18 protein-coding genes and 1 other annotated feature are annotated in these 20,802 nt (G+C 36.4%); of the genes, 4 read left to right on the top strand and 14 right to left on the bottom strand.

Going from position 1 to position 20,802, the window contains the following annotated elements:
* Nucleotides 1-143 precede the first annotated feature (143 nt).
* The 4 genes from ACSYSF_RS03165 to ACSYSF_RS03150 form a co-directional block, all read right to left on the bottom strand.
* Nucleotides 144-1,874: an ABC transporter permease/substrate binding protein gene (locus ACSYSF_RS03165; protein ID WP_489868310.1), complete on the bottom strand. Its 1,731-nt coding sequence runs from the start codon at nucleotides 1,872-1,874 to the stop codon at nucleotides 144-146.
* A gap of 208 nt (nucleotides 1,875-2,082) precedes the next feature.
* The gene (locus ACSYSF_RS03160; RefSeq protein ID WP_489868311.1) at nucleotides 2,083-2,910 is read right to left on the bottom strand and encodes a MetQ/NlpA family ABC transporter substrate-binding protein; all 828 of its coding nucleotides are present in this window, start codon (nucleotides 2,908-2,910) and stop codon (nucleotides 2,083-2,085) included.
* Between the two features lie 81 nt (nucleotides 2,911-2,991).
* Nucleotides 2,992-3,241, bottom strand: a binding site (T-box leader).
* A gap of 79 nt (nucleotides 3,242-3,320) precedes the next feature.
* On the bottom strand, nucleotides 3,321-3,992 hold the full coding sequence (locus tag ACSYSF_RS03155; RefSeq protein WP_489868312.1) for a 2,3-bisphosphoglycerate-dependent phosphoglycerate mutase: 672 nt from the start codon (nucleotides 3,990-3,992) through the stop codon (nucleotides 3,321-3,323).
* 124 nt (nucleotides 3,993-4,116) lie between these two features.
* A complete protein-coding gene (locus ACSYSF_RS03150) occupies nucleotides 4,117-4,665 on the bottom strand; it encodes a TetR/AcrR family transcriptional regulator (protein WP_489868313.1) in 549 nt (182 codons plus the stop codon).
* A gap of 137 nt (nucleotides 4,666-4,802) precedes the next feature.
* On the opposite strand from ACSYSF_RS03150, the gene ACSYSF_RS03145 reads away from it, so the two are divergent.
* Nucleotides 4,803-5,651, top strand: coding sequence for a hypothetical protein (locus ACSYSF_RS03145; RefSeq protein WP_491737246.1), 849 nt, complete (start codon nucleotides 4,803-4,805; stop codon nucleotides 5,649-5,651).
* Between the two features lie 68 nt (nucleotides 5,652-5,719).
* On the opposite strand, the gene ACSYSF_RS03140 is transcribed toward ACSYSF_RS03145, so the two are convergent.
* Both ACSYSF_RS03140 and ACSYSF_RS03135 read right to left on the bottom strand, forming a co-directional pair.
* Nucleotides 5,720-6,250 (bottom strand): DUF4811 domain-containing protein, encoded by a 531-nt coding sequence (locus ACSYSF_RS03140; protein ID WP_489868674.1) that lies wholly within the window; start codon nucleotides 6,248-6,250, stop codon nucleotides 5,720-5,722.
* 2 nt (nucleotides 6,251-6,252) lie between these two features.
* Nucleotides 6,253-7,734: a DHA2 family efflux MFS transporter permease subunit gene (locus ACSYSF_RS03135; protein WP_489868673.1), complete on the bottom strand. Its 1,482-nt coding sequence runs from the start codon at nucleotides 7,732-7,734 to the stop codon at nucleotides 6,253-6,255.
* 171 nt (nucleotides 7,735-7,905) lie between these two features.
* On the opposite strand from ACSYSF_RS03135, the gene ACSYSF_RS03130 reads away from it, so the two are divergent.
* A complete protein-coding gene (locus tag ACSYSF_RS03130; protein ID WP_489868672.1) occupies nucleotides 7,906-8,445 on the top strand; it encodes a TetR/AcrR family transcriptional regulator in 540 nt (179 codons plus the stop codon).
* 121 nt (nucleotides 8,446-8,566) lie between these two features.
* Nucleotides 8,567-9,343: a 2-keto-4-pentenoate hydratase gene (locus tag ACSYSF_RS03125; protein WP_489868671.1), complete on the top strand. Its 777-nt coding sequence runs from the start codon at nucleotides 8,567-8,569 to the stop codon at nucleotides 9,341-9,343.
* A gap of 222 nt (nucleotides 9,344-9,565) precedes the next feature.
* Here ACSYSF_RS03125 and ACSYSF_RS03120 read toward each other — a convergent pair whose 3' ends face one another.
* From ACSYSF_RS03120 to ACSYSF_RS03100, 5 genes are all read right to left on the bottom strand, one after another.
* Entirely contained in the window at nucleotides 9,566-10,900 is a 1,335-nt protein-coding gene (locus ACSYSF_RS03120) for a threonine/serine exporter family protein (protein ID WP_489868670.1), read from the bottom strand.
* 115 nt (nucleotides 10,901-11,015) lie between these two features.
* Entirely contained in the window at nucleotides 11,016-11,864 is an 849-nt protein-coding gene (locus ACSYSF_RS03115) for a metallophosphoesterase family protein (protein WP_489868669.1), read from the bottom strand.
* A gap of 152 nt (nucleotides 11,865-12,016) precedes the next feature.
* Nucleotides 12,017-13,699 carry a D-lactate dehydrogenase gene (gene dld / locus ACSYSF_RS03110; RefSeq protein WP_489868668.1) on the bottom strand — a complete coding sequence of 561 codons (1,683 nt, stop codon included), beginning with the start codon at nucleotides 13,697-13,699 and terminating at the stop codon, nucleotides 12,017-12,019.
* Nucleotides 13,700-13,803: 104 nt separating this feature from the next.
* Nucleotides 13,804-14,769, bottom strand: a complete 966-nt coding sequence (locus tag ACSYSF_RS03105) for a D-2-hydroxyacid dehydrogenase (RefSeq protein WP_489868667.1) — start codon at nucleotides 14,767-14,769, stop codon at nucleotides 13,804-13,806.
* A gap of 126 nt (nucleotides 14,770-14,895) precedes the next feature.
* Nucleotides 14,896-15,975, bottom strand: a complete 1,080-nt coding sequence (locus ACSYSF_RS03100; RefSeq protein ID WP_489868666.1) for a YdcF family protein — start codon at nucleotides 15,973-15,975, stop codon at nucleotides 14,896-14,898.
* A gap of 154 nt (nucleotides 15,976-16,129) precedes the next feature.
* Between ACSYSF_RS03100 and ACSYSF_RS03095 the strand changes: the two genes are divergently transcribed.
* Entirely contained in the window at nucleotides 16,130-16,780 is a 651-nt protein-coding gene (locus ACSYSF_RS03095; protein WP_489868665.1) for a DUF3862 domain-containing protein, read from the top strand.
* A gap of 85 nt (nucleotides 16,781-16,865) precedes the next feature.
* Here ACSYSF_RS03095 and ACSYSF_RS03090 read toward each other — a convergent pair whose 3' ends face one another.
* The 3 genes from ACSYSF_RS03090 to ACSYSF_RS03080 all read right to left on the bottom strand — a co-directional run bounded on the left by ACSYSF_RS03090 (nucleotide 16,866) and on the right by ACSYSF_RS03080 (nucleotide 20,590).
* Nucleotides 16,866-17,810: a Dyp-type peroxidase gene (locus ACSYSF_RS03090; RefSeq protein ID WP_491737245.1), complete on the bottom strand. Its 945-nt coding sequence runs from the start codon at nucleotides 17,808-17,810 to the stop codon at nucleotides 16,866-16,868.
* A gap of 105 nt (nucleotides 17,811-17,915) precedes the next feature.
* Entirely contained in the window at nucleotides 17,916-20,132 is a 2,217-nt protein-coding gene (locus ACSYSF_RS03085) for an alpha-galactosidase (RefSeq protein ID WP_491737244.1), read from the bottom strand.
* A gap of 188 nt (nucleotides 20,133-20,320) precedes the next feature.
* On the bottom strand, nucleotides 20,321-20,590 hold the full coding sequence (locus ACSYSF_RS03080) for a helix-turn-helix domain-containing protein (RefSeq protein WP_489868260.1): 270 nt from the start codon (nucleotides 20,588-20,590) through the stop codon (nucleotides 20,321-20,323).
* Between the last annotated feature and the right edge of the window lie 212 nt (nucleotides 20,591-20,802).

Genomic DNA, 20,802 nt, shown 5'->3' with positions numbered 1-20,802 from the left:
TTTCGAATGATATTGTAATTAGTACTTCCTGATACATTATATAAATTAATTATCATTCACTTTCACTAAACTTATACATGTTTTTTTACAAATAAAAAGCGATATAACCTCAACAAATGAGATTATATCGCTTTTTTAATTAATTACTTAAACCAAGCATCAACTTGTGATTTGTGATTCTTAATCCACTTATTAGCTGCTTGCTTAGGTGATTTACCGTTATCCATATCAAGCATAACACTCGACATGTCTTCCTTAGTCCAATGGAACTTATCCAAAGCCTTGTAAGCATCTGGTTTATCATCCTTTAAGCCTTGACGAGCTATTGTATGGATTTGTTCTTCACTACCCATTGATTTCTTTGGATCCTTCAAATACTTCAAATCATACTTTTGGAACATCCAATGTGGTTGCCAACCAGTAACAACAATTTCTTGCTTAGACTTAATTGCCTTACCCAAAGCAACTGTCATGGCACCAGTTGATGATTCTGATAGCTTCCAACCCTTATCATCCAAACCATATGCCTTGATTGTATCCTTGGCTAGCTTAGAAATTCCGGCACCAGGTTCAATACCAGTAATTTGCTTACCAGCTTGATCTTGCAAGTCACTGATGCTATTAACATCCGTCATATAAGTTGGTACAGTCAAACCGTTTGTAGCCCCCTTTAGATTAGGACCTAACATATCTAAGTCATCCTTGTACTTTTCATATTGTGCTTTGTGTGTTGTTGGTAGCCAAGCTGAAACTGACACATCAGATTCACCATTAGCAACTGATTGCCAAACAATGGCGTTATCTAATGATGTCATTTCAACTTCATAACCGTGTTGACGCAATGCTTGCGCTAGTACGTTACTTGATGCAACTTCTGAATCCCATTGCGTATAAGCAATTTTAACCGTTTCTTTTTGTGAACTAGCTGATGTGAAGACACTAATTCCACCACTTCCTAGCATCACAATAATGGTTGCAATAACGGTCCAACCTTTCCAATGATGCTTAGGCGTTTCATCTTGTTGAACTGGTTCCTTATTAACCTTTTGCATAATGCGATCCATAATAATCGCTAAGATAACCAATGAAATTCCATTCGTAAATCCTTTACCAATATCGGCATCTTGTACCGCTGATAAAATACCACGACCTAATCCAGGAGCACCAATCATTGACGCAACAACAACCATTGATAGTGCTAACATCAAAGTTTGGTTAATTCCAGAAAAAATGGTTCCTTTAGCTAAAGGCAATTCAATCTTAAATAATTTTTGGCTTCCTGTTGAACCAAATGAATCAGCTGCTTCCACTAAATCAGTTGGTACTTGCTTAAGCCCCAAGCACGACATACGAACTGTTGGTGGCAAAGCAAAGATAACTGAAGCAAAAATTCCAGGTACAACACCAATACCAAAGAATGCAACTGCTGGAATCAAATAAACGAATGCCGGCATCGTCTGCATAAAGTCTAGTAGCGGCTGTACTATTTTATTAACTGTCTCATTTTTAGCCATCCATATACCAAGTGGTATTCCAATAATAACTGAAATCAGACTCGCCATAATGACTAATGTGAAAGTATTCATTAAATCAGACCACAAACCTTGGTTAGCAACCAAGAGTAGACCAATTAACGTAAATAAGGGAAACCCCCATTTTTTACCTGACGTTACGACCACAATTAATGTAATTCCCACAATAAATAGCCAAACCGGAATTGCGGTTAACAAATCAGTAATACCACTTAAGGCAGCATTACCACCACTTTGAATGGCATCAAATAATCCATCAAAAGTGTTTGTTATCCAGTCAACGGCGCTATTAACCCATCGTCCGAGGGGAATTTTAGGAAATAAATTTGCTAAAACAAACATCTTAATATCTCCTCCTTCATTTTATGACATTTGATAACTGTATTTTTAAACAATCTTTTTTAAAAAGTGACAACCCCATTATAAACATAAAGTTGTCACTTTCGTCAAATCATATATTTAAATTGCATTCAAATATAAGCAATCTTATTTAAAAAATACGTAAAAAAACGCTATGATTATTTTTTAAATCATAACGTTCTTTGCGTATTTATTTAAGATTCCATGCTGCATACTGTGAGTTATCAAATAGGTCCTTTATATCATTTTTAGTTGTTTTGGTTTGATAAGTTTTAACAATTTGCTTATACACCTTTTTGTTGGCTTCATCCTTACGAGCCGCAATTAAATTAATGTATGGATCTGCATTCTTCTTTAGATTTTGTTCAAGCAAGATATCTTTATCTTTTAAGTTGGCATCATGCGCAAAGTTACCATTAATGACACCCGCGTCAGCTGACTTTAGTGATGAAACGGCTTGCCCCGCATCAACTTCTTTAACCTTCAATTTCTTTGGATTTGAAGTAATATCTTTCACTGTTGGATTAGTTACCTTTTTATCGTATTTAATCAACTTAGCTTGTACCAAAACATCCAAAGCACGTGCTTCATTTGTTGCATCGTTTGGTACGATAATGCTAGCACCCTTCTTAATATCACTAACTTTGTCAGCCTTTAATGAATACAAGCGCATTGGCACAATTACAGTTTTACCAATAGAAGTTAATTTATTGCCCAACTTTTTATTTTGATCATCGAAGAAGACTTTAGTTTGAAAAGCGTTTAAATCTAAACTACCATCAGCTAACGCTTGATTAGGCTTAACATAATCATTAAATTCCTTTAACTTAATTTTGATACCGTGCTCTTTTTGCGTTCGTTTACCAATACGTTCCCATAACTCACGAGATGTATCACCTACAACACCAACCGTAACGGTTTTCTTTGCATCCGCACTTGCAGTCACTAAAGGTAACCCTGTTGAAGTAACCAACAATGCCGTTGCCGTTATAACACCAAATTTAATCCCATTTTTCATAATATTATTCTCCTCTTATACCTATTGCATTAACAATTAGTGAATAAAAAAAGTCCCGTTGTATCACATAATGCTGTAATACAACGGGACGACTAATAATCGTGTTACCACCCGAGTTCTGTTCATGGTTAACTGAACACTCAATTAAGTACGCGTAAAAATACGGTAATACTCTAGCGCAATAACGGGCGCACCCGGAAATAACTTATTTAATCACTCGCCATTTCATTCACTCTAAGGCCATTTTCACCATCCCCATCGATTGCATCTCACCAGCCTGCAACTCTCTGAACGACGTCAAATTGGTTACTTACCTCGTCTTCGTTGTAGTTATTGTATTGCGGAACAAATGAAAAGTCAATGAGTTTATTAGAAGAATATTAATTTTTGTTACTAGCAACTAATATACCCTATTCCATGACCTGCTTATCAATAACTTGTAGTTGATTATTTAACGTATAAATAATCGGTTTACCATTCAGAATTTTAATTTGATCTAACTGGTCATCAGGGACACCCTCTAGGTGCTTAATCAATACGCGTAGACTACTACCATGCGCCACAATTAATTCATTGCGCCCAGCACGTAAGCGTGGCACAATTGCATTTTCCCAATACGGCAATAACCGCTCTTGGGTCATGGCTAAACTTTCAGCTAATGGAATGGCAACACCAATTCGATCATACAACGACTGATGTTCATGTTCAGCTAACTTTGGTGGGACATCTTTGAAACCTCGACGCCACCGTTCAACTTGATCTTTACCATATTGTTGACGCGCTTCATCCTTGTCTAAACCAGCAAGTGCACCATAGTGACGTTCATTTAACCGCCAAGTTTTATACAAAGGAATCCAACTAATACCAATCACATCACAAACAATCATAGCCGTCATAATCGTTCGTTTTAATAGTGACGTATGGGCATCATTAATTTGGATACCAGTCGCTTTTAGTTGTAGGCCGGCCTCATTGGCTTGTGCACGTCCTGTATCAGTTAACGGGGCATCTGTCCAACCAGTAAACGTATTCTGCATATTAGCCGTACTTTGTCCATGACGCATTAATATCAATTTAACCATTGCCGTTCTCCTTGTCTAATTTACAAATGGTTCATTAAGTAATATGAACCATCCTTGCTATTAGTACACTACAATCATACATTATAAACTGTATTACCTCACTATTAAATTAATAGACAACAATTTAATGATTAATAATCTGATTCATCAGTTGCAACCCTTCTATTAATTCTGCTCGTCTAGGAACTCTAGATTCATTGATTATAAAATCAACATTACCTATTGCTAAATTTACTATTAAATATGTAATAAAATCAGATTCACTATAATGAAATAAACTTAAATAAATATTTTTAAACACTTCCCGTAATTGTACATCAAAGCTCATTTTTCCTAGAGGAATATTACGTAATATTTTAAGCATTTTGGCATTATCTAATAGATAAGCTACTAATTCTTTTGAGAAAAAGTAATAACCATCAAAATCCTGTGGTTGTTGTCTTCGTTGTCGTTGACCAGCAGCCAAAACATTCTTAAAATAATTAATTTGTTCATCAATTAACGTCACAGCCAACTCATATGTATTAGGATAATGCGTATAAAAAGTTGTCCGATCAATCATGCTATCTTTCGCTAATTGTGTAACTGTAATATCTTGAAAATCTTTCGTTTCTAATTCTTGTAAAAATTTATCTCTAATAAGTGTTTCCGTTCGCAAAAAACGTAAATCCATCAATCTGCCTCCAATTTTATTCTACATCTGTGGTCTTATTATACATCTATTAAAAAATTGATGTTCTAACTTAGTCTGATTCTTAATATACTTAACCACATAATATAAATAAATTAGATTTGAAAGAGGAAAAAACAATGAGTGATTATACAATTAAATTTTCTATTGACGGTAAAGAAGTTACACAGCAAGAAATCCGTGATATGGAATTAAGCCGTTATCATCATGTCTTTAGTATTTTCAATAAAAAACAAATTGATATTACATTAAACGATAAAGTTATTCCTTACGAAGATTTATTACGCCTGCCATTAACTGACGCTAAGGAAGCCTTAGCACAGACCCGTGAAAACATGGGTAAAGAAAAGACACTTGAAGTCTTTAAACCAGAAATTGAACGTGGGGATGCCATGTGGACAGAAATCGCAAACAATTCACGTGAAGGTGTCAACATGCAAGAGGCTTATGTGGACGTTGAAACACATGGGATTACACTTTTACAGTTCATGATGTTTAATCAATCATTAGCTAAACATAACAATTTATATCTACCTTCAACAGTGCATCCAGAACATTATTACTTTAATGCAACTAAAGATGGTCGCCAGGAAATCATTGAAACTTTTGGTATGTATCAAGATCCCTCATACCTTAATTTAAAGCCTGGTAAAATTGATCCAGATTTCCCAGTACAACCAAAAGAAAATGCTGATATCGTAATGGTTGGTAATACTTACTTAATGAATACCGGCATAAATACAAAAATGTTGGGTATGCACCAATTATCACGTACCAAGGATGGTATGAAAATCAAATTAGGTGTGCTTTTACCTGAGGGTGCCCCTAAGGAAATTGCAGAAGGTCATAAGTGGCATTTACTTGTTGAATTTAATAATGGTTTGCATATTGCATCCGAGCAACATCCCTCATTTGTCCAAAAGAAGTTACTAGCAACAGCAATTAACCACATCGCAAAGAAAAATTAACTGTTTATTATTTATAGTAAAAGCACTAATGACTCTTATTTGTCGTTAGTGCTTTTACTTTTTAAAATTTATTTTTCAACAACTTGCCAAGTTTTTGGTACTTGAACAGTGTTTTCAACCTTTACAAGATGATTCTCATCTTTAAATTTAAACAAGGTTGACATCAAGTCTGACTTGTATTGCCACTTAGTCGTCTTAGTAACTAATTGTGCTTCATCAACATCAGCCTTTTGATAGTTTGAAGTCTTCTTCAAGCTATCAATGACATTATCTTTATCTGGTGCAAAATGCGCACTGGGCTGCTTTTGTGATTGCGAATCTTTATAAATCATGACCACATGATTATCTTCAATCTTTTTCGTCATCAACATACCTACTGGCACATTATCTGGTGCAGCAGAATAAATCTGCTTGTGCTGTTCGGTAGTAACTTTTTCCATGCCATAATGGTTCTTCATATTAGCGGAAAGCATGCCAACTGATCCAGCTAACAAGACAATGGAAATCGTACCTAATGTATAACGCAATACACGATTATTAATTAGTAATAATGTCACAACAGTTAGTACAACTAAAATTGAAATTATCCAAAGAATCATTATTAAGCCTCCTTTTCTTTCTTCATGAAGACTACGAAAATTAAGCCAATAACTGCGAATGCCAGACTAATAATGAAGGCCCATTGGAAACCATCCAATGATGCATCCAAGGCTTTCTTAGCATACTGTAATGGTTCTGTCTTTTTCATACTATCACTAGGTGTATTATTATTAATCACATTTTGAACAACTGATGTCATCAACGCCACAACAACTGAACTTGAAACTTGACGCAAAGTATTGTTAGCGGCAGTTGCATCAGCAGCACGTTCATCAGATAACGCACCCATGGCTGCAGTTGTTAATGGCATCATTAGCAATGCAATTGCTGTCATACGCAATGCATATAGTATCGTAATAATAATTGTTGGTGTTTGCTCGGTTAAGAAAATAAATGGTAACGTTCCGAATAGTAAAATAACAAACCCAACAAATGAAAGGCGTTTAACACCAACTTTGTTATACAAAGCACCACCAACTGGACTAATCAAGCCCATGAACAACGCTCCCCAAAATAGTGTCAATCCTGAATCTAATGGTGAAAGACCACGTACGTTTTGTAGATACGTTGGTAACATCATTTCAACACCGTACATGGCCATAGTTGCTAATAGCAAGGCAATAGTTGGCACAGTGAAATTACGATTCATAAAGACACGGATATCTAAGAATGGCACATCCATCTTTAATTGACGCCAACCAAAGATAATTAAGAAAATCACACCAACAACAATTGGCATAATGACCTTGCCCATGTCACCCCAGCCTTCTGAACTAACATTAGTGAAGCCCCATAGGAACAAACCAAATCCAATCGTTGATGTCACAACTGATATTAAATCAAGTTTAGCTGCACGATTTTTCAACACATCCTTCATCAAGAATGGTGCCAAAATCATTGCAACAACAATGAAAATCAATGGCACAATAAAAATTGATTGCCAATCATTGGTGATAGTAATGCCTAAGAAAGTGTGATCTTTATTTAAAATAAGTCCTGTCAAAGTTGGCCCAAATGCTGGTGCCATTCCAACAACTAACCCCATTAATCCCATGGCAACACCACGTTCTTTGGGTGCATACATGTTAACAATCACAACTTGCATCAAAGGTAGCATAACCCCTACTGCAACGGCAGCAATAATTCTACCAGCAACAAACATCCACCAGTAGTCAGCATCCTCTGGTGTTAGCATACTGATTAAAATACCAAGCGTTAGCAAAATATATGCCAAAACATGCAAGTACTTAGTTGAAAAACGATTGGCAAAGTACGCTGATAGCGGCACCATAATACCATTCATCAATAAGAACCAGGTTGTTGCTTGTTGTGCCGTTGATAAGTTAATATCAAAAGCACTCATCAAAGCTGGTAATGCTGTTCCCAATGAGGTTTGCATCAAACCTCCTGACATAGCAGCAATCAGCATGACAATGAAAACAATCGTACGATTATATTGCTTTCCATGTTGATCTATATTCATATCTCTTCTCTCCTCAGATCAATATTTGTTTATTTAGGTGAAACAATTTGTCTCCCCCAAAATAAACAACTTTTAAAGTTTAACATTACCGATTTGATGATACAATATGTCTAACTAGAACAATTTAAGTGATTTTGTTCCAATAAAAAATAAAATATCCTAGGAGAAAAAATGAAATACAGCACACAAGAGAACATTCGTGTTAAAAATCAATTGGTTGAAGCCCTCTTTAAACTACTTGCGCAACAACCTTTATCAAGTATTACCGTCACTAGTTTAATCAAAGAAGCACACGTTGCTCGTGGCAGTTATTACCGTAATTTCAATACAATTGAAGATATTCTAGAATATTATTTTCGCAATCTTACCAAAAATCGTACTTACTATCCACAGGGCAATCCGTTAAAAGATACTGAGGAAAATATGACAGCAATTATTGAAAGTTTCGAGTTATTTTATGCGCAACGTGATAAATTAACCCTTTTATTGCAAAACGGCCAGTCGGATTATTTCGATCGTATCTTAACAGATTTGATGATTGATTCTGCTGGTGATATGTCCTTCAAATCAACCGAACGCTATCGTTTATACATTATTATCGGTGCCATGATTAGCATCCTTTCTGAATGGTTATTATCAGGTGCGCACGAAACACCCGCAGAAATGGCAAGAATTACTGTTCACTATCTTAAAGAAGGTGTTTTAGAATAAATTATTTACTTAATATGGTGTACCAAAATGCCCTAAAATGCTATGATAGAGACGTAATAATTAAAAATAAATGAGTTATTGTTTCATTGTATTTTAAACATGGAATTGGGGGAGTCATGCTATGACCAACAAAGATTTTGCGCAAACTTTATACCAAGCTTATACAGGAAAACAGCCACTATCACAGGAAGCTTATACGGAACTATTAGATAATGAAACCGACGCCTATGAGGTGCAACATGAATTAATGCGTTTAAAGGAAGAACCAATTGGGGGCTACAAGATTTCTTTAACAAGTGAAGAAACGCAACATATGTTTAATTCAACCAGTCCACTTTACGGTGCCCAAATCATCAGTCATTTTAAGCAATCACCAGTAACTTTAACTTCTGATCAATTATTAGATCCACTTGCTGAAGTTGAATTAATGTTTACCGTTAAGGAAACTTTATCTCCTGATGATTCATTGACAGATTTAATGAGCAAAACGTTGATTGCTCCTGCTATTGAGGTACCAGATTCACGTTTTAGTGACTGGTTCCCTGGCCTATCAAAATATTTAGTCATTGCAGATGCTGCTGTTGGTGGCTACATCGTTTATGGGGAACAAGTAGAAACCACTGATTACTTCAAGAGTTCTGATGAAATTGCTGCAGTTGCAACTGTTTTATATCATGATGATAAAGAAATTAAGACTGGAAATGCTACTGAAGTATTAGGCAACCCACTATTATCACTACAGTGGTTGGTAACAAAGTTAGCCGCTGAAGGCCGTCAATTAGAAGCTGGTCAACATGTTTCAAGTGGTACTTTCTTACTACCTGAACATTTAACAGCTGGTCAGTGGCGAGCATCATTTAGTCACAATTTAGGTAATGTCATTATTAACGTTGAATAATGCAGGCACAAAAGTACCACTAATTGCAATTTTGATTAGCGGTACTTTTTTAGTCTATATAATTACCTTATGCCATAATATTTAGTTGATTCCACATTTAGATTGCAATATTTTTTAAATATTATCTTGCTCCTATATCATTATAAAATACAAGAATCGACTGTATTTTATGTTCACATAAAAAAATGAGCCAACTAGTTGACTCATTAATCATTTTAAATTTTATCGTGAATGTCGCCAGTCCGAATCCATTACCATTCGAGCAACAATTAATCCTAACGGCAAAAACAAGACAATCATCATAGCTGAAATAAACCACTGTGCACCGACCGAAATATTACCAATTCCCATATAATACATCGCCCGATACATATATAATCCAGGTACCATAATAACAATTGCGGGAACCGTTAATGAAATACGCGGATATCCCATACGCCTATGGAACAATGACGCTAAGATACCGGCGGTTAGCGCACCAATAAAGGCGGCGGCCGCAGCTGGCAAAGGTGTCAAATCAACTAGTTCTAACCGTAGTGTATTAGCAACTGAGCCAATTAAACCAGCTGTTGCTGCCATTTTAACTGGACTATTAAACATAATTGAGAAGCCGAACACACCACAAAAACTAGCTGGAATGCGTAATAAACAAAGCGCTAATGGTGATAAACCAACTGGCAGAAAACTGTCTGGCTTTAAATCACTCGCTAAAGCAACTAACCAACCAACTAATGTTGCAATCACAATAATTGATATGGCATGTACCAAACGCTCAATACCTGAACGCATATCTGATTTGGCAAGATCTAGTCCGCTGGTGATAAATGGAAAACCAGGAATGGCAAATAACATTGCACCAATATATCCAGCTTCGTGGGCAACATTGATATTAAACACAAGCTCTAAGCTTCGTGACACCAGCAAATAAGTTAAGCAAGCGACTGCGACACCAGTTGCCAACCCGGCAAATAATGTCAAATGTCTAGCATTCATTTTTGCTCGTATGTAATTACCAAGACCAGCGCCACAGAAGCTACACAACATTTCAATTGGTCCACCACCTAAAAGAAAAACGAAGGAACAGCAAGCTAAAGCCGCTGCTAAGCCAAGTAAGATTGGTGTATAATTTCCTTTTTTAGCGTTGATTTCATCTAATTGACGATGAACTGATTGCACATCTTTTAAAGCACCATTATGTTCAAAATCTTTAACAAAGTGCTCCATGCTCGTTAATTTATCAGTATTCACACCGCTTGATTTCAATGATAACGTTTCTGTATAACTATTATCATCGTCAAAACAAGTATACGATATCGATGTTAAACCAACATCAGCTGAACAATAAATTTTTAATACGCGTGCCATCGTGTTCATGGTTGCCCGCACCCGCCAAGCTCCAGTTCCACAAGATAACATAATTATGCCTGCTCGGCCAACAAGGATCGTCTTCTCACGTAAAGAAGCGTTTACTGTCAATAATTCAGATTCTTTATGTGCCAATTCACGCCAAGGAATCTGCATATGGTTCGTCACTAAACCATCATTTTGTTCCGTCATTCTAAAACCTTCTTTACTACTTCAATAATTTACATTGTACCATAGCATGCAAGTTGACTTTAATTTTTGATACTAAAAAACAAGTCTACTCCTAAAGCAAACTTGTCACATTAAATTAATTATTATTAGCAATTAAATCTTTTAGCTGACTAATATAATCAAATTGCTGATTTACTTTTGCCAACAAAGCATCGTCATGCGTATGTGCAACACCATCGTACAATATTTCTTGATATAAGTTAACATATGGTAGTTGATGTTCCCTGGCTGCTACTAATTCATTCGCCAAGTCATAATTAACTTTACGGAAAGTAACATCTGCCAAGCCAGCGTCATCAATTTCCAAAATCGCATATTGTGCACGGCGATCATTATTAAAAGTCGCATGCTTAAAGAAAGGCTGCCCAACCGAACCAGGATTAATAATTAATTGATCCTGACTACTATACCGTAACATTTGATGGTGCACGTGCCCATAAATAGCAATATCAACCTGTTTGTCTAAGAAAAGTGCATCAAAATGATCCGTATCAGCATCAGCTAGTAGAGCTGGTCCTGAATTTAAATCATTTAAATTATGCGATAAATTAATCGATAAACCATTAACGTTCTTAATCATATGAATTGGTAATGATCGTAATTTCTGCTCATTTTCTAGTTTAATATGATTTACAACATATTGCCCCAACATACCAATATACACATCTGAAGGATCATCAAAGTGATTACCAACGACACCATCCTGTACATTCAAAAAACAATCATCCCAGTTACCACGAATATAAACTGACGTTCCTAATTGTTCAAGACATGTAAACAAAGCATCCGTTGCTGGTCCTGGCATTACCAAATCGCCTAAGAACCAGCAATCATCAATCGCCTGTTCTTTAATATCATCAGCCACTGCGTGTAAAGCAGTTAAATTTCCGTGAATGTCTGATAATACTGCAATTCTTTTCTTCATTGTTTCTCCCACCTCTCCAAGTGAAACACTTCAAGTAATCTTTCATTAGTCCTATTGTCAGCTATATAAAAGCAAAATAAAAAGACCAAGAACAATTACTTGCTCTTAGTCTTATTATACTAATAATTAACTATTAAATTCCAATAGTTATCTTAGTATTCTTCCCACCACTTACTCATGCTTGACTTTCCTAGTCCAGGATTGAAGCTGTTAGTAGGATCATTCTTCTTGTAGTGCTTAATCAAAGCTGGAGCTGCTTCATACAAATGACCAACGTTGTGCTCAGCTGGGTAAATTGCACCACGCTTATCGAACAACTTTAGCATTTCTTGCTTCAACTCATGGGCGTCAACACCTGGCTTCAAAATGTAGTCTTGGTGCATAACGTGATCTAAGAAGTGACCGTAGTACAACTTATACTCGATCTTATCATCGATTTCCTTTGGTAATGTTTCAAACCAATCATCATCATTACGACGTAGAGCCACATCAATTGGCAAGATATCAATCTTGTCTTGGTGCAATTCTTGGTAACGAATAGGAACAGATGCCGTTACATAACGGTGCAATGAAGCCTTGTTAGTCTCATCAGCATTAGCCTCAAAGAACTCACCTTCTTCTTCCTTGAAGAATTCAGTCAAGTAAGCACGAGCTTCGGCAATTCCATCTCCAGCCATCTTCAATTGCAAGTAGTGTTGGAAACGGTTTGCATAATCTTCCATACGCTTTGGCAATTGGTTAGGGAAAATGTTACCTGCACGTTGCAAGAAACGATCTGGGAAATATGGCTTGAACGTTGGGACGTGGCTCAAAATACGCTCTGCCGTAGCCTTCCAACCAAACATTGTTGGTAAGTACTCAGTTCCAACCTTATCTAGAACCATCAAAGAATCTTTACCATAAATCTTAGCTAATTCATAAGCTTCCTTGTGCATGTACTCACCTGAAACAGGCAAATTCTTAAATTCAGACAAGATGTGGCGACGCATCTTTTCCAATACAGATGGTGAATTTGTACCGATGTAGAATACTTGTGATTCACCTTCTGAAGCATAAGTGTCTAGACGAACAGCAAAGGTAGCAACTTTTCCAGCGGCTCCTGATGCTTCGTATAGTCCCTTTGGATCAGCGTTGTAACGTGTTGGCATATCTGAATTAACGTCACGAACACGCTCTTCATAGTTACGGTTGTGACCAACACGCTCTTCTGAATTAGGAACGTTGTTAACATCAAAACGACGGTTAGACAAGTTATCCAAAATTTCTTCAGGTGTATCACCAAGATCAATACCCAAGTGATTTACCAAGTGTAGTTCATCATTTTCATCAATACGTGCATAAAGAGCAAGCTCAGTATATGCAGGTCCACGTTGAATCAAAGCACCACCAGAATTGTTATTAATTCCACCAATAACTGAAGCACCAAGATTTGATGATCCAATAACTGAGTGTGGCTCACGATTCAAAGGCTTCAAAGTTTGCTCTAACTTGTTTAAAGTTGTTCCTGGGAATGCAAGTATTTGCTTACCTTGATTAATCAATTGCAAATCTTTGATACGGCTTCCCTTAACAATAACGACATCACGATCATAACCTTCTGTTGGTGTTGATCCTTCAGTCAAACTTGTATTTGAAGCTTGCATAAGGATAATCACGTTATCACGGTGCAATACCTTCAATACTTGCCACATTTCCAAAAGTGTTCCTGGCATAACAACTGCCAATGCCTCACCATAACCAGAACGGTATCCCTTACGATAGCGTAATGACTTGGCGGCATTTGTCACGATATGGCGGCTTCCGACAATAGCCGTTAAATCTTTAACTGTTGACATAAAATTAACCTACCTCCTAAAGTACAACATGATTCCAATATACCACTTTTTTCATTAAAAATGGCAAAAAATATAACGAAATTTTCAAACTTTTTTTATGTTGGTTAAGCGTTTACAACATTGATAGGATTACCGTCTAAGTATCCTTGAATGTTATCAACAACGATATTTAATAAACGTGAACGAGTTTCTTCTGGTGCCCAAGCAATATGTGGCGTCAAGTAGCAATTTTTAGCTGTTAATAATGGATTATCATTATTAATTGGTTCCTGTGAAGCCACATCTAATGCAGCATAAGCAATTTCACCTTCATTAAGAGCAGCTGTTAAATCAGCTTCATTTATCAATTTACCACGTGCGGTATTAATCAATACAGCAGAATCTTTCATTTTATGCAAGACATCAGCGTTAATAAATTCGGCCATTTCCTCTGTATAAGGAATGTGTAGGCTAATAAAGTCTGCTCGATCATATAAAGTTTCTAAATCAACTTGCTTAATTGCTTCGTCAAAGACTTCTCTTGGACGGTGATTATAGAAAATAACATTCATATTAAAAGCTAATGCAATCTTGGCAACTGCTTGTGCAATCTTCCCAAAACCAACTAGACCTAGTGTCTTACCTTTTAATTCAATTAGTGGTGCATCCCAAAATGAGAAACGACCAGCTTCTTGCCATGCGCCTTGGTGTACCAAGTCATCATGTTGTTTAACACGACTTGTCACAGCTAACATTAATGCAAATGTAAACTGAGCAACTGCATCAGTACCATAAGTTGGTACATTAGTTACTGCAATTCCCTTTTCTTTAGCATATGAAACATCGATATTATCATAACCTGTCGCTGTTTCAGCAATAATTTTCAAATCTGGTACAGCATCCAAAATTTCCTTAGTAATTGGTACTTTGTTAACTAAGGCAACCTGAGCGCCTGCCAAACGCTTAATAATTTCTTCATGATCGTCATAAGGTGTCTTATCATAGACTACTACTTCGCCTAAGTGATCCAAAACATGCCAGTCAATATCACCAGGATTTAAAGCTAAACCATCTAATACAACAATTTTCATACAATCCCCCCATGTTTATCTATTATTACAATTCTAATTATAGCATGTAAACGCTTTATCTAGCACGTGTTCAATTGAAAAAACAACCTCTGTCAACCAACAGAAATTGTTTTAAATAGTACTATTTTATAAAAAGATATCATTACCAACTACAAAGCTAATAATTGATACAACCAAAATAGCCGTTATGCAAACTGCGTGAAATACTTTATGGTTAGCTAATAAGGCAATGTATTCTCTAATAAAAGCATTTGGAATAAAGAAACGACTTGTTTTAGCACCTAAACCATCAATCATTAAGCCAACCAAACGCGCATAACCAGCTGCGCGGAAGGTGTGATAATCACTCGTTGCAAACAAACCATTTCCTAAATTAATGTTTTTATTTTCCAATATTTTCTTAGAGAATAACATATTTTCATATGTCGTCTTTGATTTATTCTCGATTAAAATCTTATCAGCATCTGCACCATGCGCTTTTGCATACGCAGCCATTGCTTCACCTTCTGGAACCAATTCGTCGCCGCCTTGACCACCAGAGAAAATTAACCAAGGATAATAATTCGTTTTATTAGCCTGCTTTTGTGCAAAGTCCAACGCGATTTGAATTCGTGAACCCAATAATGGTGACACATCTTTACCATTCAACAGACCTGCCCCTAGGATAATAATGTAATCTTTATTGTACTTTGGTCGGTATAAACGTGTAATGATAAATGACGTAATAAACGCCAAAAACCAGAATGATAAGTACAAAATAATTGGGTCAACTAACGTAATATATAAACCAACTGCTTGGTCACTTAATAAACGACTATCAATTGCGCGCATAATTGGTAGGACAAAAACAATTAATACTCCTAGCAATAGCGTTAACATATTACCTAATGTATGACTTTCACGACGCCATACTGTAAAAGCGTTCCATAACATCAAAACCCCTAGCAAAGAATAAATTATTCCTAAGGGTACTAAAATGATAGTCAAAATGACATAAAACAAGGTTGATAACCAATGAATATTTAGTAATTCAACCGTGATCATCAAAGTAAGACCACCCAGTAACACTGATATATTGGCTAAAACACCATTCAGCAAACGAAACTTATTTTGTCGTAAACTAATCATTAGTAATACAATACAAGCAATCGTTGCTAAAAATAAAATAAATAATGGTACATAATTTGTATTGTCCATCATAGACATTGTTCAGTTACCTCCAAATTGGGATACTTAAGCCATGTCAAAATTATACAAAAAACTTATCCAAATGACCATGTTATTAATAAATTTAATTTCAAACTCGTTTGATGATATACTTAATTAATATTATTAATAAAGTAGAGAGATTAATCATATTATGAAAAAGAAAATCATAACGGTCGTCTTAGGTGTTATAGCAATTATTTTAATTGTTGTGGTTTCAACAAAGTTTCAAAATTCATCGACTAACACCGAAAGTAATATTAGTTCTGACAAATGGACCAAAAAATCTTTTGACAGTCTAAAGGTTGGCGACTTTAACCAAAATGGTCAAGGCGGTACAAGCTATGAAAAAGTCATTGCAAAGTATGGTCGCCCCGATAAGAAAAATAAATCTAAGTCGGGTAAGAACACCTTAACTGTCGTATCATGGAAAAATGTTGCTGGTGACTACACTGGTGTTACGCTTACGTTCATGAGCCAAAAAAAGAGTACCGCAACAGCCCGTTTAGCCTCAAAAACTTTGTTAGATGATAAAACAATTAATCTATCAAAAAAATGGACATCAAGTGGCTACAATGCTGTAAATGTTGCCGATGCAAAATCTGATAAAGATGCTGGTGATTCACTAAATAGTCTGACTGACAAATACGGTAAGCCGGCCGTCCTCACAATTGCGATTATTGATGGCAAAAAAGAAACAAATGCCATTTGGCATAATACCAATGCTGGCGCTAACGGTAGCGTCTCAATTGACTTTTCAGATAAAAACACGGCTACTAATAAATCACAAGATAAATTACGTTAATCATTTTCTATAAAAAATCGGTTTGAACAAAGCCAGGTTTCGCACCCTGATCGTTCAAACCGATTTTTATTTTTACTTCTATTATTTATTCGAAAAACTTACCGTCAGCAATATCGGCAAGTGTATCACGAGACGGAATAAAGAATAACTGTCCACTTAAAATGGTTGAAAATGTTAATAGAAAATCACTTTTTTCTAGCATTTGCTCCAACATTTGCTTCGTTACTTCCCAATGACGGGCATACCCAATGAAATAAGTGCCAGTGTAGTCCATTGCTGGATCAGAAAATGGCACATTCATACGCACAATCTTTTGCTCTTCACCATCGATTTCAATTTTCGAAGCAACATTATGCGCATTTTCAAGTTTGTCATCGTCATCTAATTCCATATCATCATACTTATGGCGCCCCACCGCCTTTTCTTGATGTTCGACAGATAACTTTTCCCAAAAGGCCATATCATGTTGCCATTTTTGAGCAAATGCATAAGAGCCATTTATAAAATCTGGGTCTTCATCCCCAACAATCGCATATTCATCGGCATCTTCAATCGCTGGTGCTTCAGTACCATCAATAAAGCCAATGATTGCACGACCTTCTAGATAACGAAAACCTTTTGTTTCATCAATCACCGTCGTAACCGGTGCTAATAATTTCATAAATTGGCGAACAATTTCGTAAACCACAGCTTCTTCATTTGCACGAATATGCAAAAAGATGTCCCCATCACTAGCTGGCATACTGTACTCAGGCCCATCCAATGTTGTGTAAGTTTCTAATTCATGTGGCTTAGCAGCCGTTGGAAATAGATACTTCCATGCTTGATTACTAAATCCAATAGCAACTTGTAAAGCTGCTTTAGGATCACGTATCCGCATTGATCGAATAATTGACTGTGACATATCAGTAAAGGTTGCAACATGATCTTGCTCATCAGCTAAATCTTGACGATTCAATTTCAATACAATGAATGAAACATTCATCCCTGGATCTTTCCAAACATCTTGCGCTAATTTAGCATTAACCATTTAGTATTTCCTCCCAAAAATATTCTTTACTACACTTTAAAAATACTATATTCTTGTGAAAAAATCATTAACTATTTGTAAATGTTTGCATCTTTAGCATCAAGCTTATTCCATGTAGTAACTACGTACTTGTGACGTAAAATCACCGGCTTGGGTTGGGTCATCATAACGGCCCACATACATCAATTCATCCCCAGTAAACTTTTCGCCCGTCTCTTGATCAACATAAATACCCTCTGGGATTAAATTAGCTAACTTTGTAATCGTTAATGGTTGTTGACCCGAAGCTAGCATTCTAAAATGATAGACCAAAACATCACGACCATCAGGACTGACAAATTCCCATGCAGCTTCGTTACTAGTGAATGGACTCTTAAGACGATAAAAATCACCATATTGAATCAAATGACGATGTTCCTTGTAGAAACGCACCTGTTCCTTAACCAATTCTTTTTCTTCATCAGTTAATTGTTGCACGTCTAGCTCATAACCTAAGACGCCTGAACTGGCTACATCCCCACGTGTCTTTAATGACATATCGCGTTGTGTCTGTGGATTAGGTACCGCTGCAACATGGGCCGTCATGCTTGATACCGGATAGCCAAAGGTTGTACCATATTGAATTTTAATTCGTTCAGCTGCATCAGTACTATCTGACGTCCATGTTTGTGGGAAGTAATACATCATACCAGCATCAAAACGGCCACCACCACTTGAGCAACCTTCCATCAAAATCTCTGGATAATGGGTTGTTAGCCGATCAACCAAATCATAAACACCCAAAATGTAACGATGGGCAACCTCACCCTGTTTTTCAGCAGCCAGTACTGATGAATAAACTTCTGTCATATGTCGATTCATATCCCATTTAATATAATCAATTGGCACCCGATCCAAAATGGCTGTCATTTGTTGATAAATATTATCAACCACTTCTGGACGTGAAAAATCTAAGACATATTGATCTCTTGATAACGACATTGGTCGATTAGGAATTTGTAAAGCATAATCTGGATGTTCACGATACAAATCTGAATTTTCAGAAATCATTTCCGGTTCGAACCACAATCCAAATTGCATATTTTTTGCGTGTACCTTTTCGGCCAAACCACGTAGGCCACCACCATCTGCTAATTTACTTGTATACTCGTACCAATCACCTAATGAACGACGATCGTCATCACGTTCACCAAACCAACCATCATCTAAGACGAACATTTCAATACCTAAAGGCTCAGCCGCATCTAAGATTGACGTAATCTTTTCCGCATTAAAATCAAAGTAAGTGGCTTCCCAATTATTAATAACAATCGGACGATTCTTATATTGATGCTGTCCACGAGCAACACGCTCACGTAACAAATGATGGTAAGTTTGTGACATACCGTTCAGTCCTTCGTCAGAATAAACTAAAATTGCTTCTGGTGTTTGGAAACTCTCCGCAGTTTGTAAATGCCAACTAAAACCATCTTCGTTAATACCAGTTACCAAACGAACTTGGTCCACAAAATCCTTTTCAAAAGTAAATTGATGATTACCAGAGTACACTAATTGCACCCCAATTGCTTCACCTTGTTGTTCAGTTGTACTAGAATCAACCGCAATCACAAATGGATTCATATGGTGAGAACTAGCACCACGACGACTACCAAATTCAGTAAGACCTTGGCGTAATGGTGCCCGGTCAACTTGGCGTTCATGGAATTGTGAACCAGGGAATGAGATAACCTCTAGTTCTTGCTTAGGCATATCTAATTGTAGCGATGCCACTTTCTCGATATTAAAAGCGGCTTCACTATCATTAATAATCTTTGTTGAGCGAGTAATAACTGCTCGCTCCGCATAAATCGTATAGTACAAAATAACACGAGCAGCTAACGTCTTGTCTCTTAAGGTAATGGCTAAGGTTTGTGCTTCGTCATCATCTTTAACATAGGTTTGTGGCAAACCATCTAATTCGGGCTTACCAGCAAAAATTTCATAAGATTCATAACGAAAATCGGTCGCAAACGCCCCGTTGCTTGCTTTAATCACAATGGCAGGCGTACGAAAATCTCCCGTTTGATTGCCAGCAAATTCCTGTGGTAAAACATCTTTGGAATACCAACGATCAACTTCACCAGGCACACCAGCCAGATTAGGTGATAGTCCTCGCTCATAGCGCGGATAGGTTCTCGAACCGTGATATCCCGATACACGATGACCAAAATATAAATGTGATAATAGTTCGCCTTCAGAAATCCCCATAATATATGAAATCTCATCATTTCTTAAATAGAACGTACGGTTTGTATCATCAAATGTAATCACTGCTTTTGCCATAATTCCTCCATAAAATTTAACACTGCGCTTAGTCGCTTAATAACTATTCGTATTAATTGTAACCGCTTTCTAAACGAATGTAAAAAGCAATTAATGATTAACTAAAAAAGACTGTTCATTAGTCAAAATTAACTCTGACTTTGCTGAACAGTCTTCAAAATTATCATATTTAATTATCGTTGTTAATGTTACCGTGCCTTAGCTGAGCGCAAACGACTATTCGTTACGACTTCAATCTGGCGTAACGTTGCCGCATCAATATGCAAACCACTTGCAATTTGGCCGAATGTCCACGTTGGGTGGCGTTCGCACAAATCATGGAAGTGTTCAATTAACTTATCATTGATTTGTGGCTGCTTTGTTACTTGAGTACCTTTAACAACATTGTTTATCACATCAGTCTTTTCAAAACTGTAATGTAAACTACTTGGTCCCATGGCCCCGGTTGCGAAATCCATTGTTCTTTTCCTCCATATAGTAGGCTAAAAAAATATCAACAACAACTCCTATAAGCACATAGTACCACGTTTACCAATCAAAATAAAGCAAACTTTCAACTATATTTACTATTTTTTCATTCGTATTTTAATAAAAAGAGCTTTTATACATCAATTTTGGATTATAATCATTCGGATATTACCTCAAAATAAAATTGATAACGAATAATATG

It is taken from the genome of Weissella sp. ESL1139, from assembly GCF_058506735.1.
Note: the sequence above shows the minus strand (reverse complement) of the source record. Positions and strands in the feature narration are given on the sequence as shown.

Coding starts and splice junctions, on each gene's coding strand:
- ACSYSF_RS03165 (WP_489868310.1), bottom strand. CDS start 1,874: ATGTTTGTTTTAGCAAATTTATTTCCTAAAATTCCCCTCGGACGATGG.
- ACSYSF_RS03160 (WP_489868311.1), bottom strand. CDS start 2,910: ATGAAAAATGGGATTAAATTTGGTGTTATAACGGCAACGGCATTGTTG.
- ACSYSF_RS03155 (WP_489868312.1), bottom strand. CDS start 3,992: ATGGTTAAATTGATATTAATGCGTCATGGACAAAGTACGGCTAATATG.
- ACSYSF_RS03150 (WP_489868313.1), bottom strand. CDS start 4,665: ATGGATTTACGTTTTTTGCGAACGGAAACACTTATTAGAGATAAATTT.
- ACSYSF_RS03145 (WP_491737246.1), top strand. CDS start 4,803: ATGAGTGATTATACAATTAAATTTTCTATTGACGGTAAAGAAGTTACA.
- ACSYSF_RS03140 (WP_489868674.1), bottom strand. CDS start 6,250: ATGATTCTTTGGATAATTTCAATTTTAGTTGTACTAACTGTTGTGACA.
- ACSYSF_RS03135 (WP_489868673.1), bottom strand. CDS start 7,734: ATGAATATAGATCAACATGGAAAGCAATATAATCGTACGATTGTTTTC.
- ACSYSF_RS03130 (WP_489868672.1), top strand. CDS start 7,906: ATGAAATACAGCACACAAGAGAACATTCGTGTTAAAAATCAATTGGTT.
- ACSYSF_RS03125 (WP_489868671.1), top strand. CDS start 8,567: ATGACCAACAAAGATTTTGCGCAAACTTTATACCAAGCTTATACAGGA.
- ACSYSF_RS03120 (WP_489868670.1), bottom strand. CDS start 10,900: ATGACGGAACAAAATGATGGTTTAGTGACGAACCATATGCAGATTCCT.
- ACSYSF_RS03115 (WP_489868669.1), bottom strand. CDS start 11,864: ATGAAGAAAAGAATTGCAGTATTATCAGACATTCACGGAAATTTAACT.
- dld (WP_489868668.1), bottom strand. CDS start 13,699: ATGTCAACAGTTAAAGATTTAACGGCTATTGTCGGAAGCCGCCATATC.
- ACSYSF_RS03105 (WP_489868667.1), bottom strand. CDS start 14,769: ATGAAAATTGTTGTATTAGATGGTTTAGCTTTAAATCCTGGTGATATT.
- ACSYSF_RS03100 (WP_489868666.1), bottom strand. CDS start 15,975: ATGTCTATGATGGACAATACAAATTATGTACCATTATTTATTTTATTT.
- ACSYSF_RS03095 (WP_489868665.1), top strand. CDS start 16,130: ATGAAAAAGAAAATCATAACGGTCGTCTTAGGTGTTATAGCAATTATT.
- ACSYSF_RS03090 (WP_491737245.1), bottom strand. CDS start 17,810: ATGGTTAATGCTAAATTAGCGCAAGATGTTTGGAAAGATCCAGGGATG.
- ACSYSF_RS03085 (WP_491737244.1), bottom strand. CDS start 20,132: ATGGCAAAAGCAGTGATTACATTTGATGATACAAACCGTACGTTCTAT.
- ACSYSF_RS03080 (WP_489868260.1), bottom strand. CDS start 20,590: ATGGATTTCGCAACCGGGGCCATGGGACCAAGTAGTTTACATTACAGT.